Source organism: Tardiphaga sp. OK245 (assembly GCF_900108575.1).
Taxonomy (GTDB): domain Bacteria; phylum Pseudomonadota; class Alphaproteobacteria; order Rhizobiales; family Xanthobacteraceae; genus Tardiphaga; species Tardiphaga robiniae.
In genome coordinates, this window is the sequence record NZ_FNWZ01000002.1 from 301,072 (window position 1) to 325,519 (window position 24,448).

Here is a 24,448-nt window from a genome sequence, read left to right on the forward strand (position 1 = left end):
GTCATAGAGAATGAAGCATTCCCTAGGGAATGACACGTTCCCCTGGGATATACGCGACCCTCGAATCAGGAATAGACCTGCGCCATGTCCGTTCCCGCCGGCGCCTCGCGTCAATCGAAAAATCAGCCAGACGTGTTCCAGACCTCGGACGCATTGTCCGTGCTGCATTCGGTGTTCGGCCTGCCGGGTTTTCGCGGTGCACAGGAAGATATCGTTCGCCACGTGACCGATGGCGGCAATTGCCTGGTGCTGATGCCGACCGGCGGCGGCAAGTCGCTGTGTTACCAGTTGCCATCCTTGCTACGCCCGGGCTGCGGTATCGTCGTCTCGCCCTTGATCGCACTGATGCGCGACCAGGTGGCCGGCCTGCTGGAAGCCGGCGTCAAGGCAGCGGTGCTGAATTCCACCCTGTCTTGGGACGAAGCCAACGAGGTCGAGCGGCAATTGCTGGCCGGCGAACTCGACCTGCTCTACGTCGCACCGGAACGCCTGGTCACGCCGCGCTGCCTCGCCATGCTCGGCCGCGCCCGGATTGCCCTGTTCGCCATCGATGAGGCGCATTGCGTCGCGCAATGGGGCCACGATTTCCGGCCCGAATATATCGGCCTCTCGGTCATCGCCGAGCGGTTCCCGAACATTCCGCGCATTGCGCTGACGGCCACCGCCGACGATCTGACCCGGCAGGAGATCGTGCAACGTCTCCGCCTGGAAGACGCGCCGAATTTCGTGGCGAGCTTCGACCGGCCCAACATTAAGTATGAGATCGTCGACAAGACCAACGCGCAGAAGCAGTTGCAGGCTTTCATCAGCGACCGTCATTCCGGCGAGGCCGGCGTGGTCTATTGCCTGTCGCGCGCCAAGGTCGAGGACACCGCAGCCGCATTGAACAAGGCCGGAATCCTCGCGCTGCCCTATCACGCCGGGCTCGACGCGCGCCTGCGTGAGACCAACCAGGATCGCTTCATCAATGAAGACGGCGTGGTGATCGTCGCCACCGTCGCCTTCGGCATGGGCATCGACAAGCCCGATGTGCGCTTCGTGTGCCATCTCGATCTGCCGAAGAGCATCGAGGCCTATTATCAGGAGACCGGCCGCGCCGGCCGCGACGGCAAGCCGTCGAATGCGTGGATGGCCTATGGTCTTTCCGACATCGTGCAGCAGCGCCGCATGATCGACGAGTCCACGGGATCGGAGACCTTCAAGCGCGTCTCCATCGGCAAGCTCGATGCGCTGGTCGGCCTCGCCGAAACCGTCGATTGCCGGCGCACCCGACTGCTGGGTTATTTCGGCGAAGAGGCGACCGGCACGCGCTGCGGCAATTGCGATAATTGCCTCTCGCCGCCGAAAGTCTGGAACGGCAGCGTCGCCGCGCAGAAGCTGTTGTCCTGCGCCTATCGCACCGGGCAGAAATTCGGCGCCATGCATCTGGTGGACGTGCTGATCGGCCGCCTCACCGACAAGGTCAAGCAATTCGGCCATGACAAGCTGTCGGTATTCGGGATCGGCGGCGAACTCACCGAGAAACAATGGCGCGCCGTGATGCGGCAGCTGGTGGCGCGCGGCTTTCTCTATGCGGACGCGGACGCGTTCAATGCGCTGAAGCTCACCGAAGAAGCGCGCGGCGTGCTGAAGGGCGAGATCGAGCTGATGTTCCGCGAGGAAACCGGCGGCACCGGCCGCGCCCCGCGCAGCAAATCCCGCCGCGGCGATCTCGCTGCACCGCGCAGCGACAACGCCAATCCCGATCTGCTCGCTGTGCTGCGCGCCTGGCGCTCGGAAGTCGCGAAGAAGCGCAACGTCCCGGCCTATGTCGTGCTGCACGACGCCACCATCGATGGCATCGCCAGCGAACATCCCACCACGCTCGACCAGCTCCGCGAAATCCCGGGGATCGGCGACAAGAAGCTGGAGCATTACGGCGCGGAGATCCTCGCTTTGGTGAATGCGACGCCGGGACGATAGCGGGCGATCGACGCCACCGATGTCTATCGGGCGGGCTTGTAACCCTTAATGACGGACTCCGACTTCTTCAGGGCCGCCACAAGTTCTGCCCCGGTCATCAATGCAGTCGTCTGGCTGGACTTGATGGCGCCGCCCGCTGCAATCGCGACGGCGATGGCCGCCATGCTCTCGATATCCGGCACATCGGCGATCAGCATCACGTCATATTCGCCCAGGCAATACCAACCACCGATCAATTGTCCTCCGACAGCCTCCGTCGTCTGCCGTCCAACGGATTCAACGCGGTTCTGCGGATTCTTCATTTGCGCGGCCCATGATTCCGGCGTGTAGGCAGCCTGATACATATAGAGCGGCATGTTCGACCTCCGTCAGATTGTCCTGACCTTTCACCGGGAGAACAGCGCGAGCTTCGCCATTTTCACGGCACGGCCTAACTCTATTCGCGCGATGATACCGGCAGCGATCTGCATGGTGGCGCCGATTGCCCAGCTCAAACAGATGATGCCAGCCGTCCTAGGGCGCACGGTTTCGCCCAGAATGATACTGGAGACTGACGTGATCGCCGTCACCGATGTTATGAAGGTACCGGCCGCAGTGAGCAGCTCCACCATATCCGCACTGTTGCCCAGCCCGCGCCATAGCGGCAGATGCATGCGGTAATCGGCAGGAACCTGGGGCAGATCGATCCCGAGATAGAAGCCGGTAGCCCCGTAAATGATCATGGCGAACACGACTTCACCCGAACCAATGACCTCGATGAAGCGGCCGACCTCGGCAACGAACAGCCCGCAGGCAGCCCCAACCAAAGCGAGTCCGGTCCGTTCTAGAATGTGCGCCAACCTGCTGAGGGTCGAGCGGGTATGCCACGATGCGCTGGGCTTGATGATCATGTGATCCTCGTCTGCCCATGAGCCTGTCGAGTGGGAGTTTTGAGGTCCGTCCTCCGCAATAACAAGCAGGAGTGCTTACCTAAATCGAGTGGGGTAGCGGTACCTGCTTCGGTGACATGTAAACACACGCTCGCATTCTCGCGACGCTTGCGCGTCCGAGCTATGAGCATTCCTTCGACCCTCTTCGAAAAGAGGGCGTGCGGAACGCCGGGTGCCCGATGCACCCTTGGGCCTGATGCGAATGCGGTCTTCCGCATGGGGTAATGCATCAGGACTTTCGGAAGCACGAGCGATTGCCCAGCGTTCCGCCTGCGGTGTTTTTTCGGTTGCTTGCACTTTGCCTCGACGAACGCTCCGATCGCGAATTAAAGTCCCAAGGCGATGGGAAGGGAGCCTCAAGCGAGTAAGCCGAACGCGTTTTGACTTGGTCGTCCGTCACACTGTCCAGGATTCTTTCCATCCGAAGGTCGGCCGTCTCCTTGCCAGTGGCAGTGCTGGCGTAGATCCGTCCTGCCCGAAGACAGACGTCATCCATGAACCGCGTAACGCCGCATCTCCGGCGTCCACCGCATCCAGCCCCGCGAACGTGACGATCGCGCTCGCCCCTCTCATCGGGGCCGGACGGAGGAGATAATAATCCTTATAGGGATGTTGTCAACAAAGAATAGGAAGAAATGTTTGGGCTGTCTGCCGCCTCCAACTCGTCATTCCCCGGCAAACCAATTGGTTTGCCTGAGGGCGGGAGCGACGTCGCAGACGGCGATCACGCGCCCGGAATCCCGACCTGTTTTGCGCTGAACATCTCGGGATTCCGGGTTCGCGTCCGGCAAGTGCCGGCCGCGCCCCGGAATGACAGCGTGGGGCGAAGCGCTTCGGACTTTGTCCGCCATTCCCCGGCATCGAACAATACGTATGACGCAAATACCGCCAAAGGCGCCAAAACCGCTGGTTTCATAAGTATCCGGCTACGCGACGAAACAAATCTCCGCTTCCACGAAACAATTTTCTACACGGACGCCATCGGCTGGAAACCGGCCGGGACTACACCTCCATGCAACAAGTAGCCGCGTAGACGGCAGGAGGCCGCCATGAACCACTCGATCCACAGCGCAGACCGCAGCACGCATCTGAAGATCGTCGTTGTCGCCCTGGTTGCCGGCATCGCGGTTGCAGGTTTCGGCATTGCCGCCCGCACGGGTACCAGCGACGGCACCCAGACGGCTCGCGTCATCAAGGCCGGCCAGCCGACCGCGCTCACCAGTTCGAACACGACGGCGGTTCGCTGATTGTCGCATCAGGACACCGGACCGGTTTGAGCGTGATGCGCCGGTGATGCCGGCGCACCGCGCGTTTCAACCTTGGCACCCTCGACAGTCCTTCTGCCCTGCCATAGTAAATCCTTGAGCGCATCGACGCGCCCGAAGATGCAGGACAGACCTTTGACTGTGACAGATGTGGCGCCGGGTGCAGGCGAAGCCAACAGCACCATTCGTCAGGCTTCCGCGACGAGCCCCAAAACCGCAACCGACGCGATCATCAATTCCTATGCCGGCCGATCGATGCCCATCGATCATCTGCGGACCTTCGTCACGCCCGAGATGAATTTCGCGACGCGCACCATCAAGGCGGGCGCGCCGGTGCGGCCGCTGACTTACGGCAAGCGCACACTGCCGGACTTTCCGATCGTCTCCAATGGCGCGAGTTACGACATCTACGACTATGTTTCGCGCAACCGCGTCGCCGGAATTCTGGTGATGAAGAATGACGAGGTCCTGCTCGAACATTATGACCTCGGCATCAACGCCGCCACGCGCTGGCTGTCGATGTCGATGGCGAAATCCTTCAGCACCACACTGATCGGCGCTGCCATCCAGGACGGGTACATCAAGAGCGTCGACGATCCGCTGGTGACTTATCTTCCCGAATTTTCCGGCACCGCCTATGAGGGCGTCAGCGTGAAGACGCTGATGCAGATGACGTCGGGCCTGCGCTGGAGCGACGACCAGACCGATGCGAATTCCGAGCGCCGCAAGATGCTCGCATTGCAGGTCGGGCAGGAGCCCGGCGCCGTCATGCGCTATATGGCCGAGCGCCCACGCGCCGCCGCGCCCGGCACGCAATGGACCTATTCGACCGGCGATACCCATGTTGTCGGCGCGCTGGTGAAAGCCGCCACCGGCAAATGGCTGAGCGATTATCTCTCCGAGAAGATCTGGTCGAAGCTCGGCATGGAAGCCGATGGCACCTGGTGGCTGGAAGCGCCCGGCGGACTGGAAGTCGCGGGCAGCGGGATGTTTGCCACCCTGCGCGACTATGCACGCTTCGGCCGTTTCATTCTCGATGACGGCGTGATCGATGGCACCCGCGTGCTGCCGGAAGGTTGGGTCCGCGAGGCCGGGGCATCACGCCTGATCAACGGCCAGCGCGTCGATTACGGCTATATGTGGTGGATCGTGCCGGCGCCCGACGGCACGCTCGATGACGGCGCCTTCGTCGCGCGCGGCATTTTCGGCCAGATGCTGTACATCAATCCGAAACAGCGCGTGATCTGCGTCGTGCTGAGCGCGCGCTCGAAGCCGACGACGCTGAACGCGCCGATTCTGGACAATGATTTCTTCAATGCGGTGGTGAAGGCGCTGAAGTGAGGCGCTGGCTTCCTAACCTCTCCCCGCAAGCGGGGAGAGGTCGAAGCCTGAGCGCAGCGAAGGCTTTGGGTGAGGGGGAGTCTCCGCAAGCTCAGAGCGAATGGATAGTCCCCCTCACCCGACTTCCACGCGCTTCGCGCGTTCCAGTCGACCTCTCCCCGCAAGCGGGGAGAGGTTAGGAAGCCACTCGCTTGTTCTACCCCACCCTGCTCCGCTTCGCCTGCGCCGCGACGCTCAGCTCGGGCCAGTCTTGCGCGATGGCCTCGATCAGCCAGTTGCGATAGCGGCGGATCAGCGGCGCATCCCAGCGGTCGGCGCGGGTGATCAAGTAATAGATGCCGTCCGAATAAGGTTGAAAGCTCGCATTGTCTTTTCCAATCTCGACGAGGCGGCCGGATTCCAGCTCATGCGCAACCACCATATGATTGGACAGCGCGACGCCGCGGCCGTGGATCGCAGCGTCGAGTGTCATGTGGCCCTGCCACAGGCGAGGACCGCCGAGGTCGAGTTCGTCATAGATGCCGTGCGCCGCCAGCCAGTGCGCCCAGCTGTCGAAGTCCTCTTCATGCAGCAGGCGCTGGTTCAGCAGATCGCGCGGCGTCTCGATCGCCGGCATTGAGGCCAGGTAGGCCGGGCTCGCCACCGCGACGATCGGCACACGCGCCGCCTCGATGCAACGCAGGCCGGGGGCGAGCTGCAGCGGATTGCCATAGACCGACTCGAAGCGGATATCGATATCCGTCTCGTGCGAGGCGAAATCCGGCCGGCGATCGGTGGGGCGTAGCTCGATATCGACGTCGCGATTGGCCTTCTCGAACAATCCGATCTTGCGCGACATCCAGTGCAGCGCGAAGCCCGGCGCGCACCAGATCAGCAGGCGATGATTGTCACCGCGCCGCATCAGGTCGATGGTGGCATCGGCGATGGCATCCATCGCCGCCGCAATATGCCGGTGATAACGCACGCCGTCATCGGTCAGCGAGATGCTCGATGAGGTCCGGTCGATCAACTTGGTGCCGGTCCATGATTCCAGCGTGCGCAGATGCCGGCTGATCACCGCGTGATCACGCCCGAGGCTCTGCGCCGCGCGGCGCACGCCGCCGAGCCGCGCCACCGCATCGAAGGCACGCAGCGCCTCGAAAGGCGGGATCGACTTGCGTGACGGCGGGTTCAGCGCCGGGGCCGGCGCAGCTCCGGAATCGTCCATCACGACAGGATTGGGGCCAGGACTGGAGACCGGCTTCATCATCCATCCACATTCGGTTGGCGGCACGACCGCCAGGCGGATCGTCCCAACGAGACAAGCATTCAGCGAAGCAAGAGACATGCCGGTGTGCACAGAGGCAAGTCGGCAGGGCTGCGGCAAGATGGCAGCCTAGCACGGTGCGCCCGGTGCACCACCATGCCCCTCATTGGCATCTTCCGGGTCATCTTGATGGCGTTACCCTCGTGAGGTCTAACGATGGCTCATCGCGCGCTGCGCGGCGGCCGCTGCATGGGGATCACGACGCTGACCGACCTGTTTCAACGGCCACCCTACCGCGACCCGCTCCATCCCGGCGGCCCCCTGCTGCCACGCTCCGGCTGGAGCCGGGCGCCGATGCATCGTTGGACCTTCCAGCACATCCGCGAGATGACGCCGACCGCGCAGGTCTGGCGCGGGCCGGGCCCGGTAATGCCGATGCGCGAGAATTTGCAGGTGCTCGATACGGTTGCTTTCAGCTTTGACGGCCACGATCTCAGTTTCGAGAGCTTTCTGACGGACAACGCCACCGACGGCATGCTGGTGCTGCACCGCGGCGCCATCGTCTATGAGCGCTACTTCAACGATATGAAGCCGCACAGCCAGCACCTGTCGATGTCGATGGCGAAATCGATGGTCGGCATGGTGGCCGGCATTCTCACTGACCGCAGCGTGCTCGATCCCAAGGCGCCGGTGACGCAGTATCTGCCGGAGCTAGCGCGCACCGCCTATAGCGGCGCGACTGTGCAGCACGTGCTCGACATGACAACAGGTGTCGTGTTCGACGAATCCTACACCACGCCCGGCTCGCATATGGTCAAGCTCGGCTATGCCTGCGGCTGGCGCGTCAACGATCAGCCGGACTACCCGCGCACCATGTGGGAGCTGATCCTGACGTTGACCGAACAGCACCGCCCCCACGGCGCGCTGTTCCAGTATCGCTCCATCGAGACCGACGTGCTCGGCTTCATCCTCGAACGTGCCACCGCAACTTCGCTCTCCGAATTGGTCAGCCGCGAATTATGGGCGCCGATGGGCGCGCAGGACGACGGCTATTTCACTGTCGACCACGGCGGCTTCGCGCTGGCCGATGGCGGCTTCTGCGCAAGCCTGCGCGACTATGGCCGCTTCGCACAGATGATCATCAATGGCGGGCGGTCCAGCGATCGTCAGGTGATCCCGAAAGCGTGGATCGACGACACCCGCAACAACGGCAACACCGAACTGTTCCAGGGCTTCTTCCGCGAGACGCTGCCGGAGGGCGCCTATCACAACAAATGGTGGATCGAAGACCCAAAAGGCCGCGCCATGCTGGCACGCGGCATCTTCGGGCAATTGATCTATATCGATCCGGAATCCGAATTTGCTTTCGTCAAGCTCTCGACCTGGCCCGAGGTCACCAGCGTGCCCCGCGCCCGCGAGGCCGTCGCCGCCGCGCATGCGATCCGCGATGCGCTCACACGATAACCGAAAGGCAGCGTGATGGGCCGCTTCCTGCTCGGACGTCTGCTGCAGGCGGTGCCGACACTGATCATCGTATCGGCGGCGATCTTTTTTGCCATGCGGCTGATCCCCGGCGATCCTGCTTCCGTCATGCTCGGCGATCTCGCGACGCCCGAGCAGGTCGAGGCGCTGCGCCGGGAGATGGGTCTGTCCGGCGCGCTGCCGTCGCAATATCTGACCTGGCTCGGCCATATTTTTTCCGGCGACTTCGGCAAGTCGATCTCATCAGGCGAACACGTGCTGCCGCTGATGCTCGATCGCTTCGCGGTGTCCGCGACCATCGTCGTCACAGCCGTGGTGTTTGCCGCGCTCATCGCCGTGCCGGCCGGCATGTTCGCGGCTTGGCGGCAGGGCACCTTCGCCGACTACGGCACGGTGGCACTCTCAACGCTCTTGTTGTCGATCCCGAGCTTCTGGCTCGGCCTGATGATCCTCTTGGTATTCGGCATGTGGCTCGAATGGTTTCCCGTCATCGGCTACGTGTCGCTGAGCGAGAATTTCCGGCAGGGCGTACTGTTCATCTTCATGCCGGTGCTGACGCTGATCATGGTCGAACTCGGCCCGATCGTGCGCATGGCGCGCGCCTCCACCATCGAGGTCTCCCGGCTCGAATATATCACCCATGCCCGCGCCAAGGGCCTGTCCGAATCCGAGGTGATGTGGAGTCACGCGTTTCGTAATGCGTTTGCGCCGACCTGGACATTGATCGGCCTGATCCTCGGCGGATTACTCGGCGGCATCGCCATCACCGAGACGGTATTCACCATTCCCGGCCTCGGCCGCCTGCTGGTCGAGGCGATCTATGCCCGCGACTATCCGGTGGTGCAGGGCTGCATCCTGTTCATCAGCGTCATCTATGTCATCGTCAATCTGATCGTCGACATGCTGTATCCGCTGTTTGACCCCAAGATCGCCCAATGACGCGCTATTTCCCCCGCCTCGCGCGCGGCCGCGCCAATCTCCTGATCGGCGGCGGCCTCGTCCTGCTGCTGACCCTGCTCGCGATCTTCGGGCCGATGCTGGCGCCGTATGATCCGCTCAAACTCAACCTGCGCGCCGTGCTGAAGGCGCCGTCCGCATCGCATCTGTTCGGCGCCGACGAATTCGGCCGTGACGTGCTGAGCCGACTGATCTATGGCGCACGCACCACCGGCTGGATCGCGCTCGCCACCGTTGCCATCGCCGTCTCGCTCGGCCTGCTGTTCGGCATCGTCGCCGGCTTCCTCCGCGGTTGGACCGACCGCATCCTGATGATCCTCAACGACTCGCTGCTGGCCTTTCCAGGCCTGCTGCTGGCGCTGTTCATCATGGCGATCTCGGGCGCCAGCCGCGAGGCGCTGATCCTGGCGCTCAGCGTCGCCTATATGCCCGCCGTGGTGCGCGTCGCACGCGCCAGCGTGCTGTCGGTGCGCGAACGCGAATACATCGAGGCATCGCGAGTGATGGGCAATTCGGAACTCGTGACCATGGTGCGCCATGTGCTGCCGAACTGCATGGCACCGATCACGGTGCTGGCCACCACGATGTTCGGCTGGGTCATCCTGTCGGAGAGCGCGCTGAGCTTTCTCGGCCTCGGCGTGCCACCGCCGGCGCCGAGCTGGGGCAACATGCTGGCCTCGGGCCGGCCTTTCATCACGCAGGCGCCGTATTTGCTCATTTTGCCGGGCCTGTGCATCTCGCTGACGCTGCTCGGCATCAATATGCTGGGCGATGCGCTGCGCGACTGGCTCGACCCTAAGATGCAGGCGTAATGCGATGACGATGAAACCCGATCCATCGCAGCCCGTCATTGCCGCCGAGCATCTGACCGTGACCGTCGGCCCCGACGGCAACAAGCTCGTCGACGATGCCAGCTTCTCCATCATGCCCGGCAGCATGCTGGCGCTGGTCGGCGAATCCGGCTCCGGTAAAACCATGGCGGCACGCGCGGTGCTCGGCCTGTTGCCGACACCGCTGATCGCCGCACCGGGCAGCAGCATCAGGTTCCGCCACACCGAGCTGGTCGGCATCGCGCCGCCGGCCCTGCGCAAAATCCGCGGCGCCCATATCGGGATGGTGTTCCAGGAGCCGATGGTATCGCTCAATCCGTCGATGACCATCGGCCGCCAGATGGCCGAAGGCCTCGCGCTGCATCATCGCCGGCTGTCGCGCGGCGAGATCCGCGAGCGCTGCCTCTCGATGCTGAAGCGCGTCAGCATCCCCAATCCCGTTCAATGCCTCGACGCCTATCCGCATGAATTTTCCGGTGGCATGCGCCAGCGCATCATGCTGGCCTCGGTGATGCTGCTGAAGCCGGACCTGTTGATCGCTGACGAACCGACCACGGCGCTCGACACGCTGGTACAGCGCGACGTGCTCGACCTGATGGTCGAGCTGACGCAGGAGAACGGCACCGCGGTGCTGCTGATCAGCCACGACCTCGGCATGGTGTCACATTATGTGCGCGATGTCGCCGTGATGCTGAAGGGCCGGATCGTCGAACAGGGTCGCAGCCTCGACGTGCTGTCGTCGCCGCAGCACGACTATACTCAGCGTCTCGTCGACGCGCTGCCGCGACGAAGCGCCGGCGGCTTACGCAGCGCCCGCACGATCAAACCGCTGGTCGAATTGCGCGATGTGGTGATCGACTATGCGGGACGCCCGCGCCTGTTCGGCCGCACGGAGGCCAAGCGCGCCGTCGACGGCGTCGATCTCACCATCGGCGAGGGCGAGACGCTGGCGCTGGTCGGCGGCTCCGGCTCCGGCAAGACCACGCTTGGCCGCGCCACCGTCGGCCTGATCACACCGACCTCCGGCAGTATCGCCTTCCGCGGCGGGCAGATCATGACCTGGCGCGGCCGCGCGGCGCGGCTGCAGCGCGAGGAAATGCAGATCATCTTTCAGGATCCGTATTCCTCGCTCGATCCGCGCCAACGCATCGGCGACATCGTCGGCGAACCACTGCGCCTCGACACCACAATGGATGGCAAGGCGCGCGAACTCCGCGTGCGTGAGGTGCTCGACGAAGTCGGCCTGTCCCAGGACTTCCTGCGCCGGCTGCCGCATCAGCTCTCCGGCGGCCAGCGCCAGCGCGTGGCCATCGCCCGCGCCATCGCACGGCGCCCGGCCTTCGTGGTCGCCGACGAGCCGGTGTCCGCGCTCGACATGACCGTGCAGAAGCAGATCCTGAAACTGATCCGCGAGTTGCAGGAGCGCTATGGGTTTGCGTGTCTGTTCGTCTCGCATGATCTCGGCGCCGTCGAACAGGTCGCCGACCGCGTCGCCGTCATGCAGAACGGAAAGATTGTCGAGGTCGGCAGCCGGGACGATATTTTCGACCGGCCGCAGCATGACTATACGAAGCGGTTGCTGAATGCGGCGATGCTGCTGGACCGGAGATTTGAGGGAGCGGTGGCCGCAACAGTCGTCTAGCGCCGATTTCTCCGGCCCTCATACGCGGGCAGCGCGAAGCGAGCTTCGCTAGACAACCCGCGTATCCATCTTTGCCCCACACGCCACTCTCGTCGCCTGAAAGATAGATTGCCGGGTCAAGCCCGGCAATGACGTGGGGAGAGGTCGGTGCACACCATCTCCAAGCGCTCCTCCCACTTCTCTAAGTATCCCCCCACGAAAAAACCCGGAGCCGTCGCTGGCTCCGGGTCTTCAAGTCTACCGTAACGCTGCGGGCAGTTACGGCTTCTTCCACACACCCCAGGCGCGCGGTTTTTCGAGCGGCCATGACTCGTAATTCACGAGCTTCGGCGAGACCGCCTCGATTACGGGATAGTAGTAAAGCCCGAGGATGGGCACTTCCTCTGCCATTTTGGCGTGGAGCTGCTTGAGGATCGCCTTGCGCTCGTCAAAGCCGATGGCGTTTAGCACCTTGAGATAGAGCGCCTGCGCGTCCGGATCATCCCATTGCGAGGTCGGCGCCTTGCCCTTGTTGCCGATGATGGTGCCATACATCAGCATCGGGTCGGCACGGGACGAATAGCCGAACGACTGCAGCTGGAACTTGCCGCTCATCCAGTTCTCGAGCTGCGCCGCCCAGTCGATGACGTCGAGCTGCACGTTGAAGCCGGCGGCGTTGAGCATGGCCTGCACCACAACGGCATTTTCATACATGCCGATATAGCGCTTGTTGGTCTGCATCTTGATCGGCTCGCCCTTGTAGCCGGCCTCCTTCAGCAGCTTCCTGGCGGCTTCCGGATCGTATTTCGGCCAGGCCTGGAACGACTTGTCGAAATAGGCCGAGGATTCCGCGACGCCCGAGGGATTGAATTCGGTGAGCCCCATCAACTTGGTCTCGGCCATCTCCTTGAAGTCGATCCCATGTGCCAGCGCCCGGCGGATCTTGACGTTCGACATCAAGGGGTCAGTGGTCTGGATCAGGATCGCCGACAGCGACAGGCCCGGCGCGGTCTTCACCACGGCGCCGCGCTTCTTCATCTCCTCGATGCGGGAGACCTGGAGATAGGTAACGATATCGACCTGCCCCGCAAGCAACGCGGTTTCCGCCGCGGTCTTGTCGGGGATGACGACGAAGCGCACCTCGTCGAAATAGCTGGTGCGGTCGCCGCCGAAACCGTCGCGCTTCTGCTTCGACGGCACATAGTCCGCGAAACGCTCCAGCGAAACATACTGCTCCTTGCGCCATTCCTTCAGCTTGAACGAGCCGGAGCCGATCGCAGAATTGGCGATCCAGTTGCCGTCGGCATCGACATTCTTCGGGCTGGCGATCCAGAAATTGCAGACGATGTCGGCGAGCCGCACCAGGAACAGCGTGTTCGGCTTGTCCAGCGTGAACACGACGGTGCCGTCGTCGGGCGCTTCCACCGATTCGACCTTCATGCCGCGCGACCCGTCGAAGCTCGCGGCGCAGACCCATGGCGCACCGGACTTCGGGGCCGCCATGCGGCGGTCCCACAGCCACTTGACGTCGGCGGCCTTCACCTTGTCGCCGTTGTGATAGACCATTCCGTCGCGGAGCTTGAAGCTGTAGGTCTTGCCGTCCGGCGACACGTCCCAGCTCTCGGCTGCGGCGGGGCCGATGGTCATGTCGTTCCTGTGCGCGACAAGCTGCTCATAGATATGGTTGAGGACGTGATCGGTGAGATTGTCGCTGCGCGAGGCGTCGAGGGTGCGGATATCGGCGGTCATGACGATGCGCATGGTGCCGCCGCGGATCGGCTCCTCGGCGGCGGCAGCGCTTGCGAATGTGAAAGCCGCGACAATGGCGGCGAAAGCAGATCTCATCCTCATGCGGCTCTCCAAATCACGTTGCACAAATGTCTAAAGTCCAAAGTTCCGTGCCGTCTCGTCGAGTGCGCGCTTGAGCTTGTCGACGAGTTCATCGATCTCGGCATGAGTAATGACCAGCGACGGGCTGAGTACGATCGACTGGCCGACGGCGCGAACGATCAGGCCCTGATTGTAGGCGGCCTCGCGGCAGAAGACCCCGGCGCCGTCCTCGACCGTGAAGATCTCGCGGGTGTCCTTGCCCTTGACCAGTTGCAGCGCCGCCAGCGTGCCTATGCCGCGCACCTCGCCCACGACCGGATGCTGTTCGAATTGCGCCAGCGCCTGATGCAGATAGGGGCCGATATCGTCGCGGACGCGATCGACCAGGCCTTCGCGTTCAATGATGTCGATATTGGCGAGCGCCACCGCGCAGGCGACGGGATGGCCGGAATACGTATAACCATGGGCAAGCAGTCCGCCACTGCCAATCGTCTCGAACACCCGCTTGTTCATCGCAACCGCGGCGATCGGCAGATAGCCGGAGGACAGGCCCTTGGCCAATGTCATCAGGTCCGGCGTGATGCCATAAGTCTGAGCGCCGAACCATTGGCCGGTGCGGCCGAAGCCACAGATCACTTCATCCGCAATCAGCAGCACATCGTATTTGCGGCAGATGCGCTGGATTTCCGGCCAGTAGGTCGATGGCGGATCGATCACACCGCCAGCGCCCTGCACGGGTTCGCCGATGAAGGCCGCGACATTCTCGGGCCCGAGTTCGAGGATCTTCTGCTCGAGCGCCTCCGCGGCCTGCAGTCCGAACTCCTCTTTGGTGAGCTCGCCACCGAACATGTACCAGTGCGGATGCTGGATATGCGCGAAGCCGGGCAGCGTGCCGCCGTCCATCGCGTGCATATGCGGCATTCCGCACAGGCTCACGGCTGCCAGCGTGCTGCCGTGATAGGCCATGGTGCGGCTGATGAAGGTGCGCTTGGCCGGCTTGCCCTGCAGCTTCCAGAAATAGCGCACCATGCGGACGATGGTGTCGTTGGCTTCGGAGCCGGACGAGGTGAACAGGAAGTGGTCGAGACCTTCCGGTGTCAACTGCGACAGCTTGTGCGCGAGCTCCGTCATGGCCGGGGTCGTCGACTGGAAATGGTTGCTGTAGAAGGGCAACTCCGCCATCTGCCGTGTGGCAGCCTCGACCAGTTCCTGCCGGCCATAGCCGACATTGACGCACCACAGCCCGGCCATGCCGTCCAGGAATCTGCGCCCGTCACTGTCCCAGATCTGGCAGCCCTCGCCGCGCACCACGACGCGGGTCTTGCCGCTGGTGATCACGGCGGGATCGGTGAAGGAATGGACGTGATGCGCGCCATCGAGCGCCTGCAAATCGCCGGTTGTTCTTGTTGTATCGAGCATGTTTTTCTCCGACGACGCCGGACAGCCACGACGGGGCCAGCGTCAACGAAGGGATCATCGAATTGCCCAGGCGATTGCGGGAGATGCCAAACAGGGGGTCGGTGGTGCGCGCTGCGCACCGTGAGGGATGACGCTTCAATAAGAACTCGTCATGCCCGGGCTTGTCCCGGGCATCCACGCCTCACTTCACTTCTGTCAAAAACGTGGATGGCCGGGACAAACCCGGCCATGACGGCGGAGAGAGGCGTGCGCCGCGGCTCTACGCGTGGCGATCGAAATCCGCCGGGGTCAGCTCGATCGGCTGGCCATGCGGCGTGCGATCGGCGGCGTGGTCCCAGGCATCGCGGTAGCGATGCAGCGTATCCGCCGTAGTCACACCCTTCTCGGCGATCAGATTTTCCAGCGTCGCCAGCCAGTGGCGGTAATAGGTCTCGCCGGTGTCGGCATCGCCGCCTGCCTGGGCGCGCTTGATCTCGGCAGCCAGCGCCGCAGCCCATTCCGTCCAGGTAAACACGCCGCGCTCATGCAGCGTCACGGCCATGGCAAAGGCCTGGGCCTCCCACGGCTCGCGAAACACCGGACCCTCGGCGTCGCAGGGGATGCTCGGGATTTCGACCGTCGCACGCGTTGCAGCTTGAGTATTGGTCGTCATCACACCGGCTCCAGACATCAGGCGAATCCTACACCGACGTGCGCCTCACGCAAATGTCGCTGCGTGACGCGCATGGCAGGTGTCTAATTCCTGACCTGCGAGAAAAACTCCAACATAAAGCGCGATATGCGGCGCGTTGCCCCGTCTGCAGGCTCACACTGCACAATCTGCGATCTTGCTCCGCTGAATAATTTTGGCGTACCCGTCGCTGCACTCGATCCCGTGAATAAAAGGTAGACTTAAGATGGAAAAGCCGAGCCTCATCCTGACCGGAGGACGCGTGTTCTGTGGTCTCAACGAGGGCTTTGTCGAAGCCATCGCGATCGCATCGGGACGCGTGCTGGCGACCGGTTCGGCCGAGACAATCGCCGAGCTTGCCGGGCCGGATACGCGCATCATCGAACTCGCCGGCCGCACCGCCATCCCGGGCCTGAACGACGCCCATATGCATCTGCTGCCGCTCGGCCTGACCATGACCGAGATCAATCTGCGGCCGGAGACCGGCGCCAACTCGATCGGCGAAATCCTGCGCCGCGTCGCCGAGAAAGCCAAGACGGCCAAGCCCGGCGAATGGATCAATGGCCGCGGCTATGACCATTACGAGCTCGCGGAAAAGCGTCACCCCACCGCGGAAGAGCTCGATCAGGTTTCGCCAAACAATCCGGTCTATCTCAAGCGCACCTGCGGCCATGTCGCTGTGATCAACACGCAGGCGATGCGCGCAGCCGGCATCGGCCACAACACGCCGCAGCCTGATGGCGGCATGATCGAGCGCCGCGACAACAAGCTCACCGGCCTGCTCGCCGAACGCGCGCTGCGCCTGATCGTCGACGCCGCGCCGAAGCCCAGCGCCGAACGCCTGCGCGATGCGATCGACCGCGCCAGCCGGTTCATGCTCGAGCAAGGCTTCACCAGCGTGATGGACGCCGCGGTCGGCATGGCCGCGGGCATGGACGAGATCGATGCCTACGAGCATCTTGCGAAATCGAATACGCTGCCGATCCGCACCTGGGTCTGTATCTACGGCAACACCGACGGCATCGGCGATCAGGCCCATGCTGCAGGTTATCGCTTCGGCCGCGAGGTCGGCATGCTGCGCTATGGCGCGATGAAAGTGTTTGGCGACGGCAGCGCCGGCGGCCTCACCGCTGCGATGTCCGAGCCCTATCTCGTGGGCGATCCCGATAACCGCGGTATCTTCTGCTACACCGACAAAGAGATGCACGACTATCTCGCGCATTATCACGGCCTCGGCTACCAGCTCGCGATCCACGCCATCGGCGATGCCGCCATCGAGCAGGTGCTGTCAGGCATCGAGAAAGCCTCGACGGCGGAGAACCCTATCCTCGGTCGCCGCCACCGCATCGAGCATTGCGGCTTCCTGAGCGACAGCCAGATCGCACGCATGGCCGCCTCGGGCATCGATCCGGTGCCGCAGCCGGTCTTCATGTATGAATTCGGCGATCTCTACATCACCAATCTCGGCCAGGCGCGCACTGATGTCGCCTATCCCATGCGCAAGTGGTTCGACGCCGGCCTGCATCCCGCAGCGAGTTCGGACGCGCCGGTCTCGACCACCGATCCGTTCAAGAACCTGTTCACGATGACGACGCGCATGTCCAACCGCCATACATTGCTCGGCGAAGGGCAGAAGCTGTCGATGGCGGAAGCGATCCACGCCTACACCTATTTCGGCGCCTATACGCAATTCGCCGAAGATCGCATGGGCCGTCTGGTGCCGGGCCAGCTCGCAGATATCGCCGTGCTCAGCCACGACGTCTTCACCTGTGCGCCCGAGGAAGTCGAGAAAGACACCCGCTGCGACCTCACCATTCTGGGTGGCGACGTCGTCTTCGACAGGCTGGGTCAGGTTGCAGTCGCCGCGGAATAGAGAGGACGCTAGATGCTGCGCTGTGCAATCCGGCGCATTCTTCTTGCGATCCCGATTCTGGTCTATGGGTGTCTGGTCGGCTGGTCCTGATGCAGGTCATGCCGACCAGAGCGGATCTCGACATCAAGCTGCAGCGCCAAACGCGTACGGGAGATGTCGTCATAACGATCACGATCTTTAATTGCCCCGATATTCAGGGTTTCCCCCAATAGCAATACGCGCAGCGATCGAGATGATTGCCTCTCTGATTTTTCGGCTGAGATTCGCTGAGGCCGAAGTCGCCCAACGAAGACCGCCTGGTGATCGGAGAAGTCATCATGCGAAAATACTTAGGGACGACCGCGCTCAGTCTGGTTGTTATTTCAGTATCAGATCTGCTGGATTGCTGCACTGCAAATGCCCAGCAGGTCGTCGCGAACGGCACCACGCAGAACGCGAGTGGAACGATCAACACGGGCGTGTTGGCGCCCACGGCAGGCTACGGGCTCTACGCACTCAACAATGGAATCATCGATAGCTTCAGCCCGCTGAGTGTGATCACAGGGGGCTCAGCCTCCCACGCGGCATACGCGCAGAGCGGCGGCAGTATCACGCTCTTCAGCGGCTCGTCCGTTTCGACCACCGGCGGAGGCGGAGTGGGTCTGTTCGCAACGGGGATCAACTCGATCGTCAATGCGACCGACACCACCGTCTTCACGACAGGTAGCAACGCCTACGGCGTCGAAGCGGCACAGGGTGGGACCGTAAACCTTGCCGGCGTTTCGGTCACGACAGCTGGCAGTATGGCCTATGGTCTTTTTGCCACCCAAGCCAACGCGATGATAACAGCGACCAACGTGACCATCAACACGACCGGGGGCGCTGGCTACGGAGCGCGGGCGAATGCAGCTGGGCATATCGCTCTCAATGGAGGCTCGATCACAACCACCGGCAGCGGCGCCGACGCCCTCATCACCATCGACAGTACCGCCACGATTGATGCGGCAAATATCATTATCCGTACAAGTGGCCCAACGGCCGGCGGCGCCAACGGGTTTTACGGAAGCATGACACTCGACAATCTTGCGGTCACGACGATTGGCGACAACTCGCACGGAGCCAGGGCCGACAATGCCGGCTCCGTCGCAGTCACAGGAGGGACGTTCACAACCTCCGGAGCCTCATCGTTCGGCCTGCTGGCGACATTGGGAAGTACGTTGACTGCAACCAACGCCACGGTGGTCACGAGCGGGGCCAGCGGAATTGGCGCAAGCGCGCAATTTGGTGGCCAGCTCATCTTGAACGGCGGAACGGTCACAACCACAGGCGCATCGGCGGCAGGTCTTTTTTCGGTCGGGTTGCTTTCGACTCTATCGGCCACGCCGGCGGTTCCGACAGCACTCATATTGCTCGACGATGCCGCAACGCCTTCTGCCAGTCCAACCGGCTCAACTCTCACTGCGAACGGAGTGACAGTCAGAACATTCGGAACTGGATCTCATGGTGCTAGCGTCCGCGGCGGAAGCAGCCTTGCGCTGAACGACAGCACCCTGACCGTTTCCGGTGCGGGCGGCGCCGCGCTGTACTCCTCTGCCTACGACACGGGGGTCAGTATTGCGCAGATTTCAAACAGCACACTCAGTTCAGCCCAGGGCGCAGGTATCCGGACCTCCGGCACGACGCTGAATGCAACATTGCTTGGCTCCTCACTCGCCGGAAATCCGAATCTCCTGGAAGTCGTTGCCAATGGAACGCTGAACTTGATAGCAGCATCTTCGACACTTACCGGCGCAGCGGTGACGGACGCGGGAAGCACGTCAAATGTGACATTGCAAAATGCAACGACATGGAAGGTGACCGGCAACTCCAACGTTTCCAATCTTAGCAACACGTCGAGCTTGATCGATTTTGCACCGCCGTCGGGCGGGGCGTTCAAGACGCTGAGCGCCATCAACTATGCGGGCGTCGGCGGAACCATCGGATTGAATACGTTCCTCGACACGGATGGTGCGCCATCCGACAGGCTCTCGATCAACGGCGGGACCGCAACGGGTGATACGTCGTTGCGCGTGACAAACGCAGGTGGCAGCGGCGAGCTGACTGTAGGCAACGGCATCCTTGTCGTCGACACGACCAACGGCGGCACGACGGCGCCGGCTGCATTCAAGCTCGCCGGACCGGTCGTGGCTGGCCCCTTCGAATATACGCTCCATCGCAGCAGTGTAGATGCTAGCAACTCGCAAGCGTGGTATCTCCGCTCGACGCTCGATTGTAGCCTCGCCCCCAACGCAGCGGTATGCCCGTCGCCGCCGGGTCCAGCACCGCAACCGCCGGTGCCGAACTTCCGGCCGGAGACCTCCCTCTATGCTGCGGTGCCTGCGATGGCCCTGCTCTATGGACGGAACCTCCTTGATACGTTGCACGAGCGCACAGGCGACCGCGAGGACGTCGGTGGACGCACTGAGTCGAACGCCGATGCGCCCTTCATCGGAGGCTGGGGCCGCTTTATCGGCATGACCGGGCGGCGCGACGGGGACGCGCGCGGCATTTACGGCACCGGTCCGCAGTACACATATAATTTCCTTGGCCTTCAGGCTGGCCAAGACTTTGTGCGCCGCGAACACAGCAACGGCAGCCGGGATCATCTCGGTTTATATTTTGCTCTCGGCGGGGCCTACGGGCGAGTTACTCATTATGACGGCATCACCGGCGAAAGTGACGTCAAGGGCTACACTCTCGGCGGTTACTGGACTCACTTTGGCGCGACTGGCTGGTATTTCGACACTGTGCTGCAGGGCACCTGGTACGACGTGACCAGCAACGCCAATCGTGGCCTAACCTCGCTTACCACCGACGGGACGGGTATCGGCGGATCAGTCGAGGCAGGCTATCCGATCAACTTGCGCCACGGATTTTTCATCGAGCCGCAGGTCCAGGTCGCCTATCAGGCGATTGATCTCGCCGGTAGCCGTGACGTCGGCGCCCAGGTTCGCTTCGATAAAGTTGATTCGTTGGCAAGCCGGATCGGCGCTCGTATTGGCCGTAGTTGGAACATCGGTGACGATGCGATCCGCCGTCACTTGACTGCGTGGATCCGTCCAAGCCTCTGGCACGAATTTCGCGGAAATCCCCTGACCGAATTTTCGTCCGATACCGGCTTCACCCCTTTCCAGGCCACACTCAATGGCACGTGGGGCGAATTGAACGCCGGCGTCAGCGGCCAGGTGACCTCGAATGCCACTCTGTTCGCCAGCGTTTCGTATCAATCTCGCTTCGAAGGAAAGAGCTACGCATACAACGGCAAGTTTGGAGCCAGTTTTAGTTGGTGAATATTCGACGGCTGACTCCGAGAGTCCGACTCATCATGAGTGAAGGACGATGGATGTTTGTGCTCCGCTCCCGGCGACCAGACTGTTCATGAGATCGCGGATTACCACTCGCCGCCTGAGTTGCTGGTTTACTGGGGAAATGTCGCCGGCAAGGGTCGCCTCCTCATTCGAGGGCATTTCCGCCTCCCATCGCCGGCGAGACGATCACGCAGGTCCAACCAAAGATCGAGTTAGTTGTCGCGCGCTTCTGCTGTGACGCAGAACGCTGATGTCGCCGACCAGGGCGGAGGGCTCACAGACCCACGCGGCCTCCGTCGGAGGCCGCCGCTTCGTTTGTATATGGAGGCTCCGTTGATCAGCTACGGGTCAATGGAGCGCCATTCAATGACGACAAGGCGCCTTAACGGACGCGCTTGCGACAGGAGGCACCTGTTCCGCTGACCGCTGCACGGCATTGGTCGATCGTGTCATAACTACAATCGGTGCCCCGCGACTGTGATTTGGCGCACCACGCCCTCCCCTTGGCTTCGCTCTGCGTGGTGACGAAGACCATGCTCGCGCTCGCCACAATCGTGGAAACAAGCAGGGACAATAAGAAACGCTTCTTCAGGTTCTGCATCGCATCCTCCTTTTCAATCGTCGGAATAATGGATGACGCGATTGCATCACGATATCGGGTGTTGACCTGATCCGAGCCGCGGAATCACCCCTGCGATCACGGCGAAAGATCGTGATGCGCTGGAATGGCTATCGCAGGCGCAACGGTGCAATCGTATCGCTCACCTGCAATAGCGATGCGATACCGGGTGGGATCTTCCGCTCGATGTGCGGACCCAGCAACGACCATGACGCCAGTAATACCGGTTATGCCAATGCCGCCTGTGACTCCCCACGGCCGCTCCGGTGGCAGCGCCTATGGCCGCGCCGCGTCGCCCACCGACGGCGCCGCCAATGATGGCACCGGACACTGCGCCGCGTCCTGCTGCGCTTTGGGCAAGCGCATCCGCCAGCGGAACCACTGCAGATAGCGCGAGTAGAACGAGCAAGGCTGAGATCCTTCGCATGCGTAACTCCCTGACAATTGATGCTGTGGCCCCCGCACGCGTTCCGATTTGAAATGCACATCCAGAACCATGGCTATCGGGGAAAACCCTTGGTCGGTGCACATGACGGGCTATCGCATGTGTCAGCGCCTTACTAATTATTCACTGGGACACGCGGCTCTTCCGAATTATTGGAGCGCGATGCGATACTTTTTCCATATCCTGGACGGGCCGAAAGTTTTTTCCGACGAGGTCGGAAGCCGCCTTTCAAATCCGAAGCTTGCAATCACGCAAGCGCAGGCCCTTGCTACGGAACTAGGCAAGGCCGGCGCGCTTTGCAGGTCCAGCCTGGTGTTCGTTCTCGACGAGAACGGCAACCGGATCTTTCCGATGCCGGGCCAACTGACGGCCTCGTATATTGCTGCCGTCGCATAGGCGGATCGGGTCGTCGTCGAAGAAGTTGCCGAGTATCAGGGTAAAGCCCGATACCGGCTCAGGTGCTTTCCCTTATATCTCCCGTCGCGTCTCAGTTTTTCCGGACTATCCTGCACCACGTCGTCATTTACGGGGGTCGGTCGTGCGGGCCAGAATCTTCAGATTTGCAAAGATCCTGATGGCGTTTTTCGGCATCGCGCTGATGACGATCTTCGCTGTCCGCATCTACGATTCGCAGCGCGGACTGCCACTCGAGACATGGCATACCTACGTTCCGCATGAGCTCCATGCGAGCAAGCTGGATACTGCCGACTGGGCGCAATACATGGCGGCTGAGGCGGAGCTTTTCGACGAAGTCCAGCGCGAGGTATCGCAGAAGCTCGATGCGACAGAACGTGTGCCACCCAATCGGTACTTCGAAGGCAGCCCGGTCTATCCCCCGCATTTCGTGCAGGATTTCAACCGCTCCTTTGTGCTGGAGCCGAAGGGGAAGCCGATCGGGGCGGTCGTGCTTCTTCATGGCCTGACGGATTCCCCCTACAGCCAACGCCATATTGCGCGCTTTTACCGCGATCAAGGCTTCCTGGCGATCGTACCAAGGCTGCCGGCACATGGCACGGTTCCGGCTGCGCTGACCGACGTCGCGTGGGAAGACTGGTTGGCAGCCACGCGGCTCGCAGTGCGGGAAGTAAAGAAGCATGTGGATTCGCCCGTGCCGCTGCATCTGGTGGGGTTTTCCAATGGCGGTGCACTGGCCATCATGTATGCGCTTGATGCCATCGACGACGAAAAACTGTCGCGACCCGACCGCCTGATACTGATCTCGCCGATGGTCGGCATCACGAGTTTTGCACGGTTTGCCGGCCTTGCGGGATTTCCGGCAATTCTGCCCGCCTTCGCCAAGGCCGCTTGGCTCGATGTCGTTCCGGAGTTCAATCCCTTCAAGTACAATTCATTTCCGGTGAACGGTGCGCGTCAATCGCATCTTCTGACCAGGGCTCTGCAACGGAGGCTCGCGCGCTATGCGAGCGAAGGAAGACTTGGTCAGTTTCCACCCATCCTGACATTCCAGTCGCTGATGGATTTCACCGTCAGCACGCGGGCCATCGTCTCCGATCTCTATGCTCATCTGCCGGCCAATGGGAGCGAACTCGTTCTGTTCGACGTCAACCGCACCGCCCGATTTGGCCCGCTGCTCCGCACCAGCACCGACACCGCGCTGGCACGTATTGTACCCGCCGGCCCGCGGCGCTACCGCCTCGCCGTCGTTACCAATTCCGGTGACAATAATGACGACGTGATCGAGCGTGTGACCGAGGCTGGCACCGTCGACGAGCATTCCCGCCCGCTCGGCCTGAACTATCCACGGGGATTCTATTCGCTGTCACACGTGGCGCTGCCATTTCCGGTCAGCGATTCTCTCTATGGGGCGGAGCCGGACAAGTCCGAGGATTTTGGCGAGAACCTCGGTACCCTGGCGCCACGCGGGGAACGCAATGTGCTGATCGCCAGCCTCGACTCGCTGATGCGGGCGTCATCAAACCCGTTCTTCCCCTATATGGTCGGCCGGATCGGTGAGAGCATTCTCACCCCCGCAAAGGCCGCTCAACCCGCCCGATAAAGCGATGATCGATGATAAATGCCGACTATCGAAGAACGAGATTGGATATGCCCAGTGCCAGATTCAATCCGATCTGGCCCTCGACAGAGAGCGGCTGCAGCGTGATCGTACGGCGTGATCCGCCGACCAGAACATTGGCGCCAAGACCCAGGCCGATGGCAACATTTCCGCTTGCCCCGACATAGCTGCCTCTCAATGTGCCGCGGCCGATATTACTGTTCCGCGCAAAGACGCCCCAGAACAGCGTTCCCCCGCGCGTGACACCAACATCGAGGCCAACCCGCCTGATCGTGCCTCTGTAGCTGTATTGCCGTGCAGCCACGGTCGACAGGAAGACACATTGCATCTCCTGGCGTGAGCCTAGAACTAGCCCGACTCTCGGACCGGTGCTGCATGTCAGTCCGCCGACGCGGAAAAGCTGTTGCGCGTGAGCCGGTGCGGATAGCATCTGCGGGATCAGGAAGGCGCATGCCACGGTCAATATGCGAATGCTGAACATTTGCTTCCCTCTCGAAACCGCGACAAAATAACCAGGCTTCTGCCGGACGAGGCTAGCCGTCAGCACGCAATAGTTAATCGGGAAAAACCCTGAAGAGGTCATGATGAGTACCCGGAT

The 24,448-nt window shown here is 62.2% G+C and carries 20 protein-coding genes; 11 read left to right on the top strand and 9 right to left on the bottom strand.

Going from position 1 to position 24,448, the window contains the following annotated elements; all coding sequences use genetic code 11:
* Window positions 1–84 precede the first annotated feature (84 nt).
* Window positions 85–1,962 carry a DNA helicase RecQ gene (gene recQ / locus BLW80_RS08080; protein WP_093757566.1) on the top strand — a complete coding sequence of 626 codons (1,878 nt, stop codon included), beginning with the start codon at window positions 85–87 and terminating at the stop codon, window positions 1,960–1,962.
* A 23-nt stretch (window positions 1,963–1,985) separates the two neighbouring features.
* Here the strand turns inward: recQ and BLW80_RS08085 are convergent, their stop codons facing one another.
* Both BLW80_RS08085 and BLW80_RS08090 read right to left on the bottom strand, forming a co-directional pair.
* On the bottom strand, window positions 1,986–2,318 hold the full coding sequence (locus tag BLW80_RS08085) for a GYD domain-containing protein (protein WP_089267827.1): 333 nt from the start codon (window positions 2,316–2,318) through the stop codon (window positions 1,986–1,988).
* A 30-nt stretch (window positions 2,319–2,348) separates the two neighbouring features.
* Window positions 2,349–2,852 (bottom strand): hypothetical protein, encoded by a 504-nt coding sequence (locus BLW80_RS08090; protein WP_210269244.1) that lies wholly within the window; start codon window positions 2,850–2,852, stop codon window positions 2,349–2,351.
* A 1,088-nt stretch (window positions 2,853–3,940) separates the two neighbouring features.
* Between BLW80_RS08090 and BLW80_RS08095 the strand changes: the two genes are divergently transcribed.
* Both BLW80_RS08095 and BLW80_RS08100 read left to right on the top strand, forming a co-directional pair.
* The gene (locus BLW80_RS08095) at window positions 3,941–4,138 is read left to right on the top strand and encodes a hypothetical protein (protein ID WP_089263559.1); all 198 of its coding nucleotides are present in this window, start codon (window positions 3,941–3,943) and stop codon (window positions 4,136–4,138) included.
* 159 nt (window positions 4,139–4,297) lie between these two features.
* Window positions 4,298–5,497 (top strand): serine hydrolase domain-containing protein, encoded by a 1,200-nt coding sequence (locus BLW80_RS08100; RefSeq protein ID WP_244528144.1) that lies wholly within the window; start codon window positions 4,298–4,300, stop codon window positions 5,495–5,497.
* Between the two features lie 196 nt (window positions 5,498–5,693).
* On the opposite strand, the gene BLW80_RS08105 is transcribed toward BLW80_RS08100, so the two are convergent.
* Window positions 5,694–6,824, bottom strand: coding sequence for a LysR substrate-binding domain-containing protein (locus BLW80_RS08105; protein WP_210185309.1), 1,131 nt, complete (start codon window positions 6,822–6,824; stop codon window positions 5,694–5,696).
* Window positions 6,825–6,959: 135 nt separating this feature from the next.
* Here BLW80_RS08105 and BLW80_RS08110 point away from each other — a divergent pair, with 135 nt between their 5' ends.
* Genes BLW80_RS08110 through BLW80_RS08125 form a run of 4 tightly spaced genes read left to right on the top strand, consistent with a single transcriptional unit; the run spans window position 6,960 to window position 11,654 of the window.
* Window positions 6,960–8,207: a serine hydrolase domain-containing protein gene (locus BLW80_RS08110; RefSeq protein ID WP_244528049.1), complete on the top strand. Its 1,248-nt coding sequence runs from the start codon at window positions 6,960–6,962 to the stop codon at window positions 8,205–8,207.
* A 15-nt stretch (window positions 8,208–8,222) separates the two neighbouring features.
* Window positions 8,223–9,164: an ABC transporter permease gene (locus BLW80_RS08115; protein WP_093757567.1), complete on the top strand. Its 942-nt coding sequence runs from the start codon at window positions 8,223–8,225 to the stop codon at window positions 9,162–9,164.
* The gene (locus tag BLW80_RS08120; protein ID WP_089263556.1) at window positions 9,161–9,994 is read left to right on the top strand and encodes an ABC transporter permease; all 834 of its coding nucleotides are present in this window, start codon (window positions 9,161–9,163) and stop codon (window positions 9,992–9,994) included. Before BLW80_RS08115 ends, BLW80_RS08120 begins: the two co-directional genes overlap by 4 nt.
* Window positions 9,995–9,998: 4 nt before the next feature.
* Window positions 9,999–11,654 carry a dipeptide ABC transporter ATP-binding protein gene (locus BLW80_RS08125; RefSeq protein ID WP_093757568.1) on the top strand — a complete coding sequence of 552 codons (1,656 nt, stop codon included), beginning with the start codon at window positions 9,999–10,001 and terminating at the stop codon, window positions 11,652–11,654.
* Between the two features lie 258 nt (window positions 11,655–11,912).
* Here the strand turns inward: BLW80_RS08125 and BLW80_RS08130 are convergent, their stop codons facing one another.
* From BLW80_RS08130 to BLW80_RS08145, 3 genes are all read right to left on the bottom strand, one after another.
* Window positions 11,913–13,484 carry an ABC transporter substrate-binding protein gene (locus tag BLW80_RS08130; protein ID WP_093757569.1) on the bottom strand — a complete coding sequence of 524 codons (1,572 nt, stop codon included), beginning with the start codon at window positions 13,482–13,484 and terminating at the stop codon, window positions 11,913–11,915.
* 30 nt (window positions 13,485–13,514) lie between these two features.
* Window positions 13,515–14,882: an aspartate aminotransferase family protein gene (locus BLW80_RS08135; protein ID WP_093757570.1), complete on the bottom strand. Its 1,368-nt coding sequence runs from the start codon at window positions 14,880–14,882 to the stop codon at window positions 13,515–13,517.
* Between the two features lie 259 nt (window positions 14,883–15,141).
* Window positions 15,142–15,534 carry a nitrile hydratase accessory protein gene (locus BLW80_RS08145; RefSeq protein ID WP_093757571.1) on the bottom strand — a complete coding sequence of 131 codons (393 nt, stop codon included), beginning with the start codon at window positions 15,532–15,534 and terminating at the stop codon, window positions 15,142–15,144.
* A gap of 244 nt (window positions 15,535–15,778) precedes the next feature.
* On the opposite strand from BLW80_RS08145, the gene BLW80_RS08150 reads away from it, so the two are divergent.
* Both BLW80_RS08150 and BLW80_RS08155 read left to right on the top strand, forming a co-directional pair.
* Window positions 15,779–17,425: an amidohydrolase gene (locus tag BLW80_RS08150; RefSeq protein ID WP_093757572.1), complete on the top strand. Its 1,647-nt coding sequence runs from the start codon at window positions 15,779–15,781 to the stop codon at window positions 17,423–17,425.
* A gap of 317 nt (window positions 17,426–17,742) precedes the next feature.
* Entirely contained in the window at window positions 17,743–20,733 is a 2,991-nt protein-coding gene (locus BLW80_RS08155; protein ID WP_139285793.1) for an autotransporter family protein, read from the top strand.
* Between the two features lie 400 nt (window positions 20,734–21,133).
* Here the strand turns inward: BLW80_RS08155 and BLW80_RS08160 are convergent, their stop codons facing one another.
* Complete coding sequence (locus BLW80_RS08160; RefSeq protein WP_089263548.1) at window positions 21,134–21,352, bottom strand: DUF3551 domain-containing protein; 219 nt, start codon at window positions 21,350–21,352, stop codon at window positions 21,134–21,136.
* Window positions 21,353–21,512: 160 nt separating this feature from the next.
* Window positions 21,513–21,797 (bottom strand): YMGG-like glycine zipper-containing protein, encoded by a 285-nt coding sequence (locus BLW80_RS30980; protein ID WP_089263547.1) that lies wholly within the window; start codon window positions 21,795–21,797, stop codon window positions 21,513–21,515.
* A gap of 102 nt (window positions 21,798–21,899) precedes the next feature.
* Here BLW80_RS30980 and BLW80_RS08170 point away from each other — a divergent pair, with 102 nt between their 5' ends.
* Together BLW80_RS08170 and BLW80_RS08175 are read left to right on the top strand one after the other, a co-directional pair.
* Entirely contained in the window at window positions 21,900–22,211 is a 312-nt protein-coding gene (locus tag BLW80_RS08170; protein WP_170849611.1) for a DUF6894 family protein, read from the top strand.
* 178 nt (window positions 22,212–22,389) lie between these two features.
* A complete protein-coding gene (locus BLW80_RS08175; protein WP_093757575.1) occupies window positions 22,390–23,832 on the top strand; it encodes an alpha/beta hydrolase in 1,443 nt (480 codons plus the stop codon).
* A gap of 25 nt (window positions 23,833–23,857) precedes the next feature.
* Here the strand turns inward: BLW80_RS08175 and BLW80_RS08180 are convergent, their stop codons facing one another.
* The gene (locus tag BLW80_RS08180; protein WP_349633092.1) at window positions 23,858–24,433 is read right to left on the bottom strand and encodes a DUF992 domain-containing protein; all 576 of its coding nucleotides are present in this window, start codon (window positions 24,431–24,433) and stop codon (window positions 23,858–23,860) included.
* Between the last annotated feature and the right edge of the window lie 15 nt (window positions 24,434–24,448).

What these genes read in the sequence shown, in the direction of transcription:
- BLW80_RS08145 (WP_093757571.1), bottom strand. Translation starts at nt 15,534, where the DNA reads ATGACGACCAATACTCAAGCTGCAACGCGTGCGACGGTCGAAATCCCG.
- BLW80_RS08110 (WP_244528049.1), top strand. Translation starts at nt 6,960, where the DNA reads ATGGCTCATCGCGCGCTGCGCGGCGGCCGCTGCATGGGGATCACGACG.
- BLW80_RS08125 (WP_093757568.1), top strand. Translation starts at nt 9,999, where the DNA reads ATGACGATGAAACCCGATCCATCGCAGCCCGTCATTGCCGCCGAGCAT.
- BLW80_RS08160 (WP_089263548.1), bottom strand. Translation starts at nt 21,352, where the DNA reads ATGCAGAACCTGAAGAAGCGTTTCTTATTGTCCCTGCTTGTTTCCACG.
- BLW80_RS08120 (WP_089263556.1), top strand. Translation starts at nt 9,161, where the DNA reads ATGACGCGCTATTTCCCCCGCCTCGCGCGCGGCCGCGCCAATCTCCTG.
- BLW80_RS08130 (WP_093757569.1), bottom strand. Translation starts at nt 13,484, where the DNA reads ATGAGGATGAGATCTGCTTTCGCCGCCATTGTCGCGGCTTTCACATTC.
- BLW80_RS08170 (WP_170849611.1), top strand. Translation starts at nt 21,900, where the DNA reads ATGACGGGCTATCGCATGTGTCAGCGCCTTACTAATTATTCACTGGGA.
- BLW80_RS08155 (WP_139285793.1), top strand. Translation starts at nt 17,743, where the DNA reads ATGCGAAAATACTTAGGGACGACCGCGCTCAGTCTGGTTGTTATTTCA.
- BLW80_RS08135 (WP_093757570.1), bottom strand. Translation starts at nt 14,882, where the DNA reads ATGCTCGATACAACAAGAACAACCGGCGATTTGCAGGCGCTCGATGGC.
- BLW80_RS30980 (WP_089263547.1), bottom strand. Translation starts at nt 21,797, where the DNA reads ATGCGAAGGATCTCAGCCTTGCTCGTTCTACTCGCGCTATCTGCAGTG.
- BLW80_RS08090 (WP_210269244.1), bottom strand. Translation starts at nt 2,852, where the DNA reads ATGATCATCAAGCCCAGCGCATCGTGGCATACCCGCTCGACCCTCAGC.
- BLW80_RS08115 (WP_093757567.1), top strand. Translation starts at nt 8,223, where the DNA reads ATGGGCCGCTTCCTGCTCGGACGTCTGCTGCAGGCGGTGCCGACACTG.
- BLW80_RS08175 (WP_093757575.1), top strand. Translation starts at nt 22,390, where the DNA reads ATGGCGTTTTTCGGCATCGCGCTGATGACGATCTTCGCTGTCCGCATC.
- BLW80_RS08150 (WP_093757572.1), top strand. Translation starts at nt 15,779, where the DNA reads ATGGAAAAGCCGAGCCTCATCCTGACCGGAGGACGCGTGTTCTGTGGT.
- recQ (WP_093757566.1), top strand. Translation starts at nt 85, where the DNA reads ATGTCCGTTCCCGCCGGCGCCTCGCGTCAATCGAAAAATCAGCCAGAC.
- BLW80_RS08105 (WP_210185309.1), bottom strand. Translation starts at nt 6,824, where the DNA reads ATGTCTCTTGCTTCGCTGAATGCTTGTCTCGTTGGGACGATCCGCCTG.
- BLW80_RS08085 (WP_089267827.1), bottom strand. Translation starts at nt 2,318, where the DNA reads ATGCCGCTCTATATGTATCAGGCTGCCTACACGCCGGAATCATGGGCC.
- BLW80_RS08180 (WP_349633092.1), bottom strand. Translation starts at nt 24,433, where the DNA reads ATGACCTCTTCAGGGTTTTTCCCGATTAACTATTGCGTGCTGACGGCT.
- BLW80_RS08095 (WP_089263559.1), top strand. Translation starts at nt 3,941, where the DNA reads ATGAACCACTCGATCCACAGCGCAGACCGCAGCACGCATCTGAAGATC.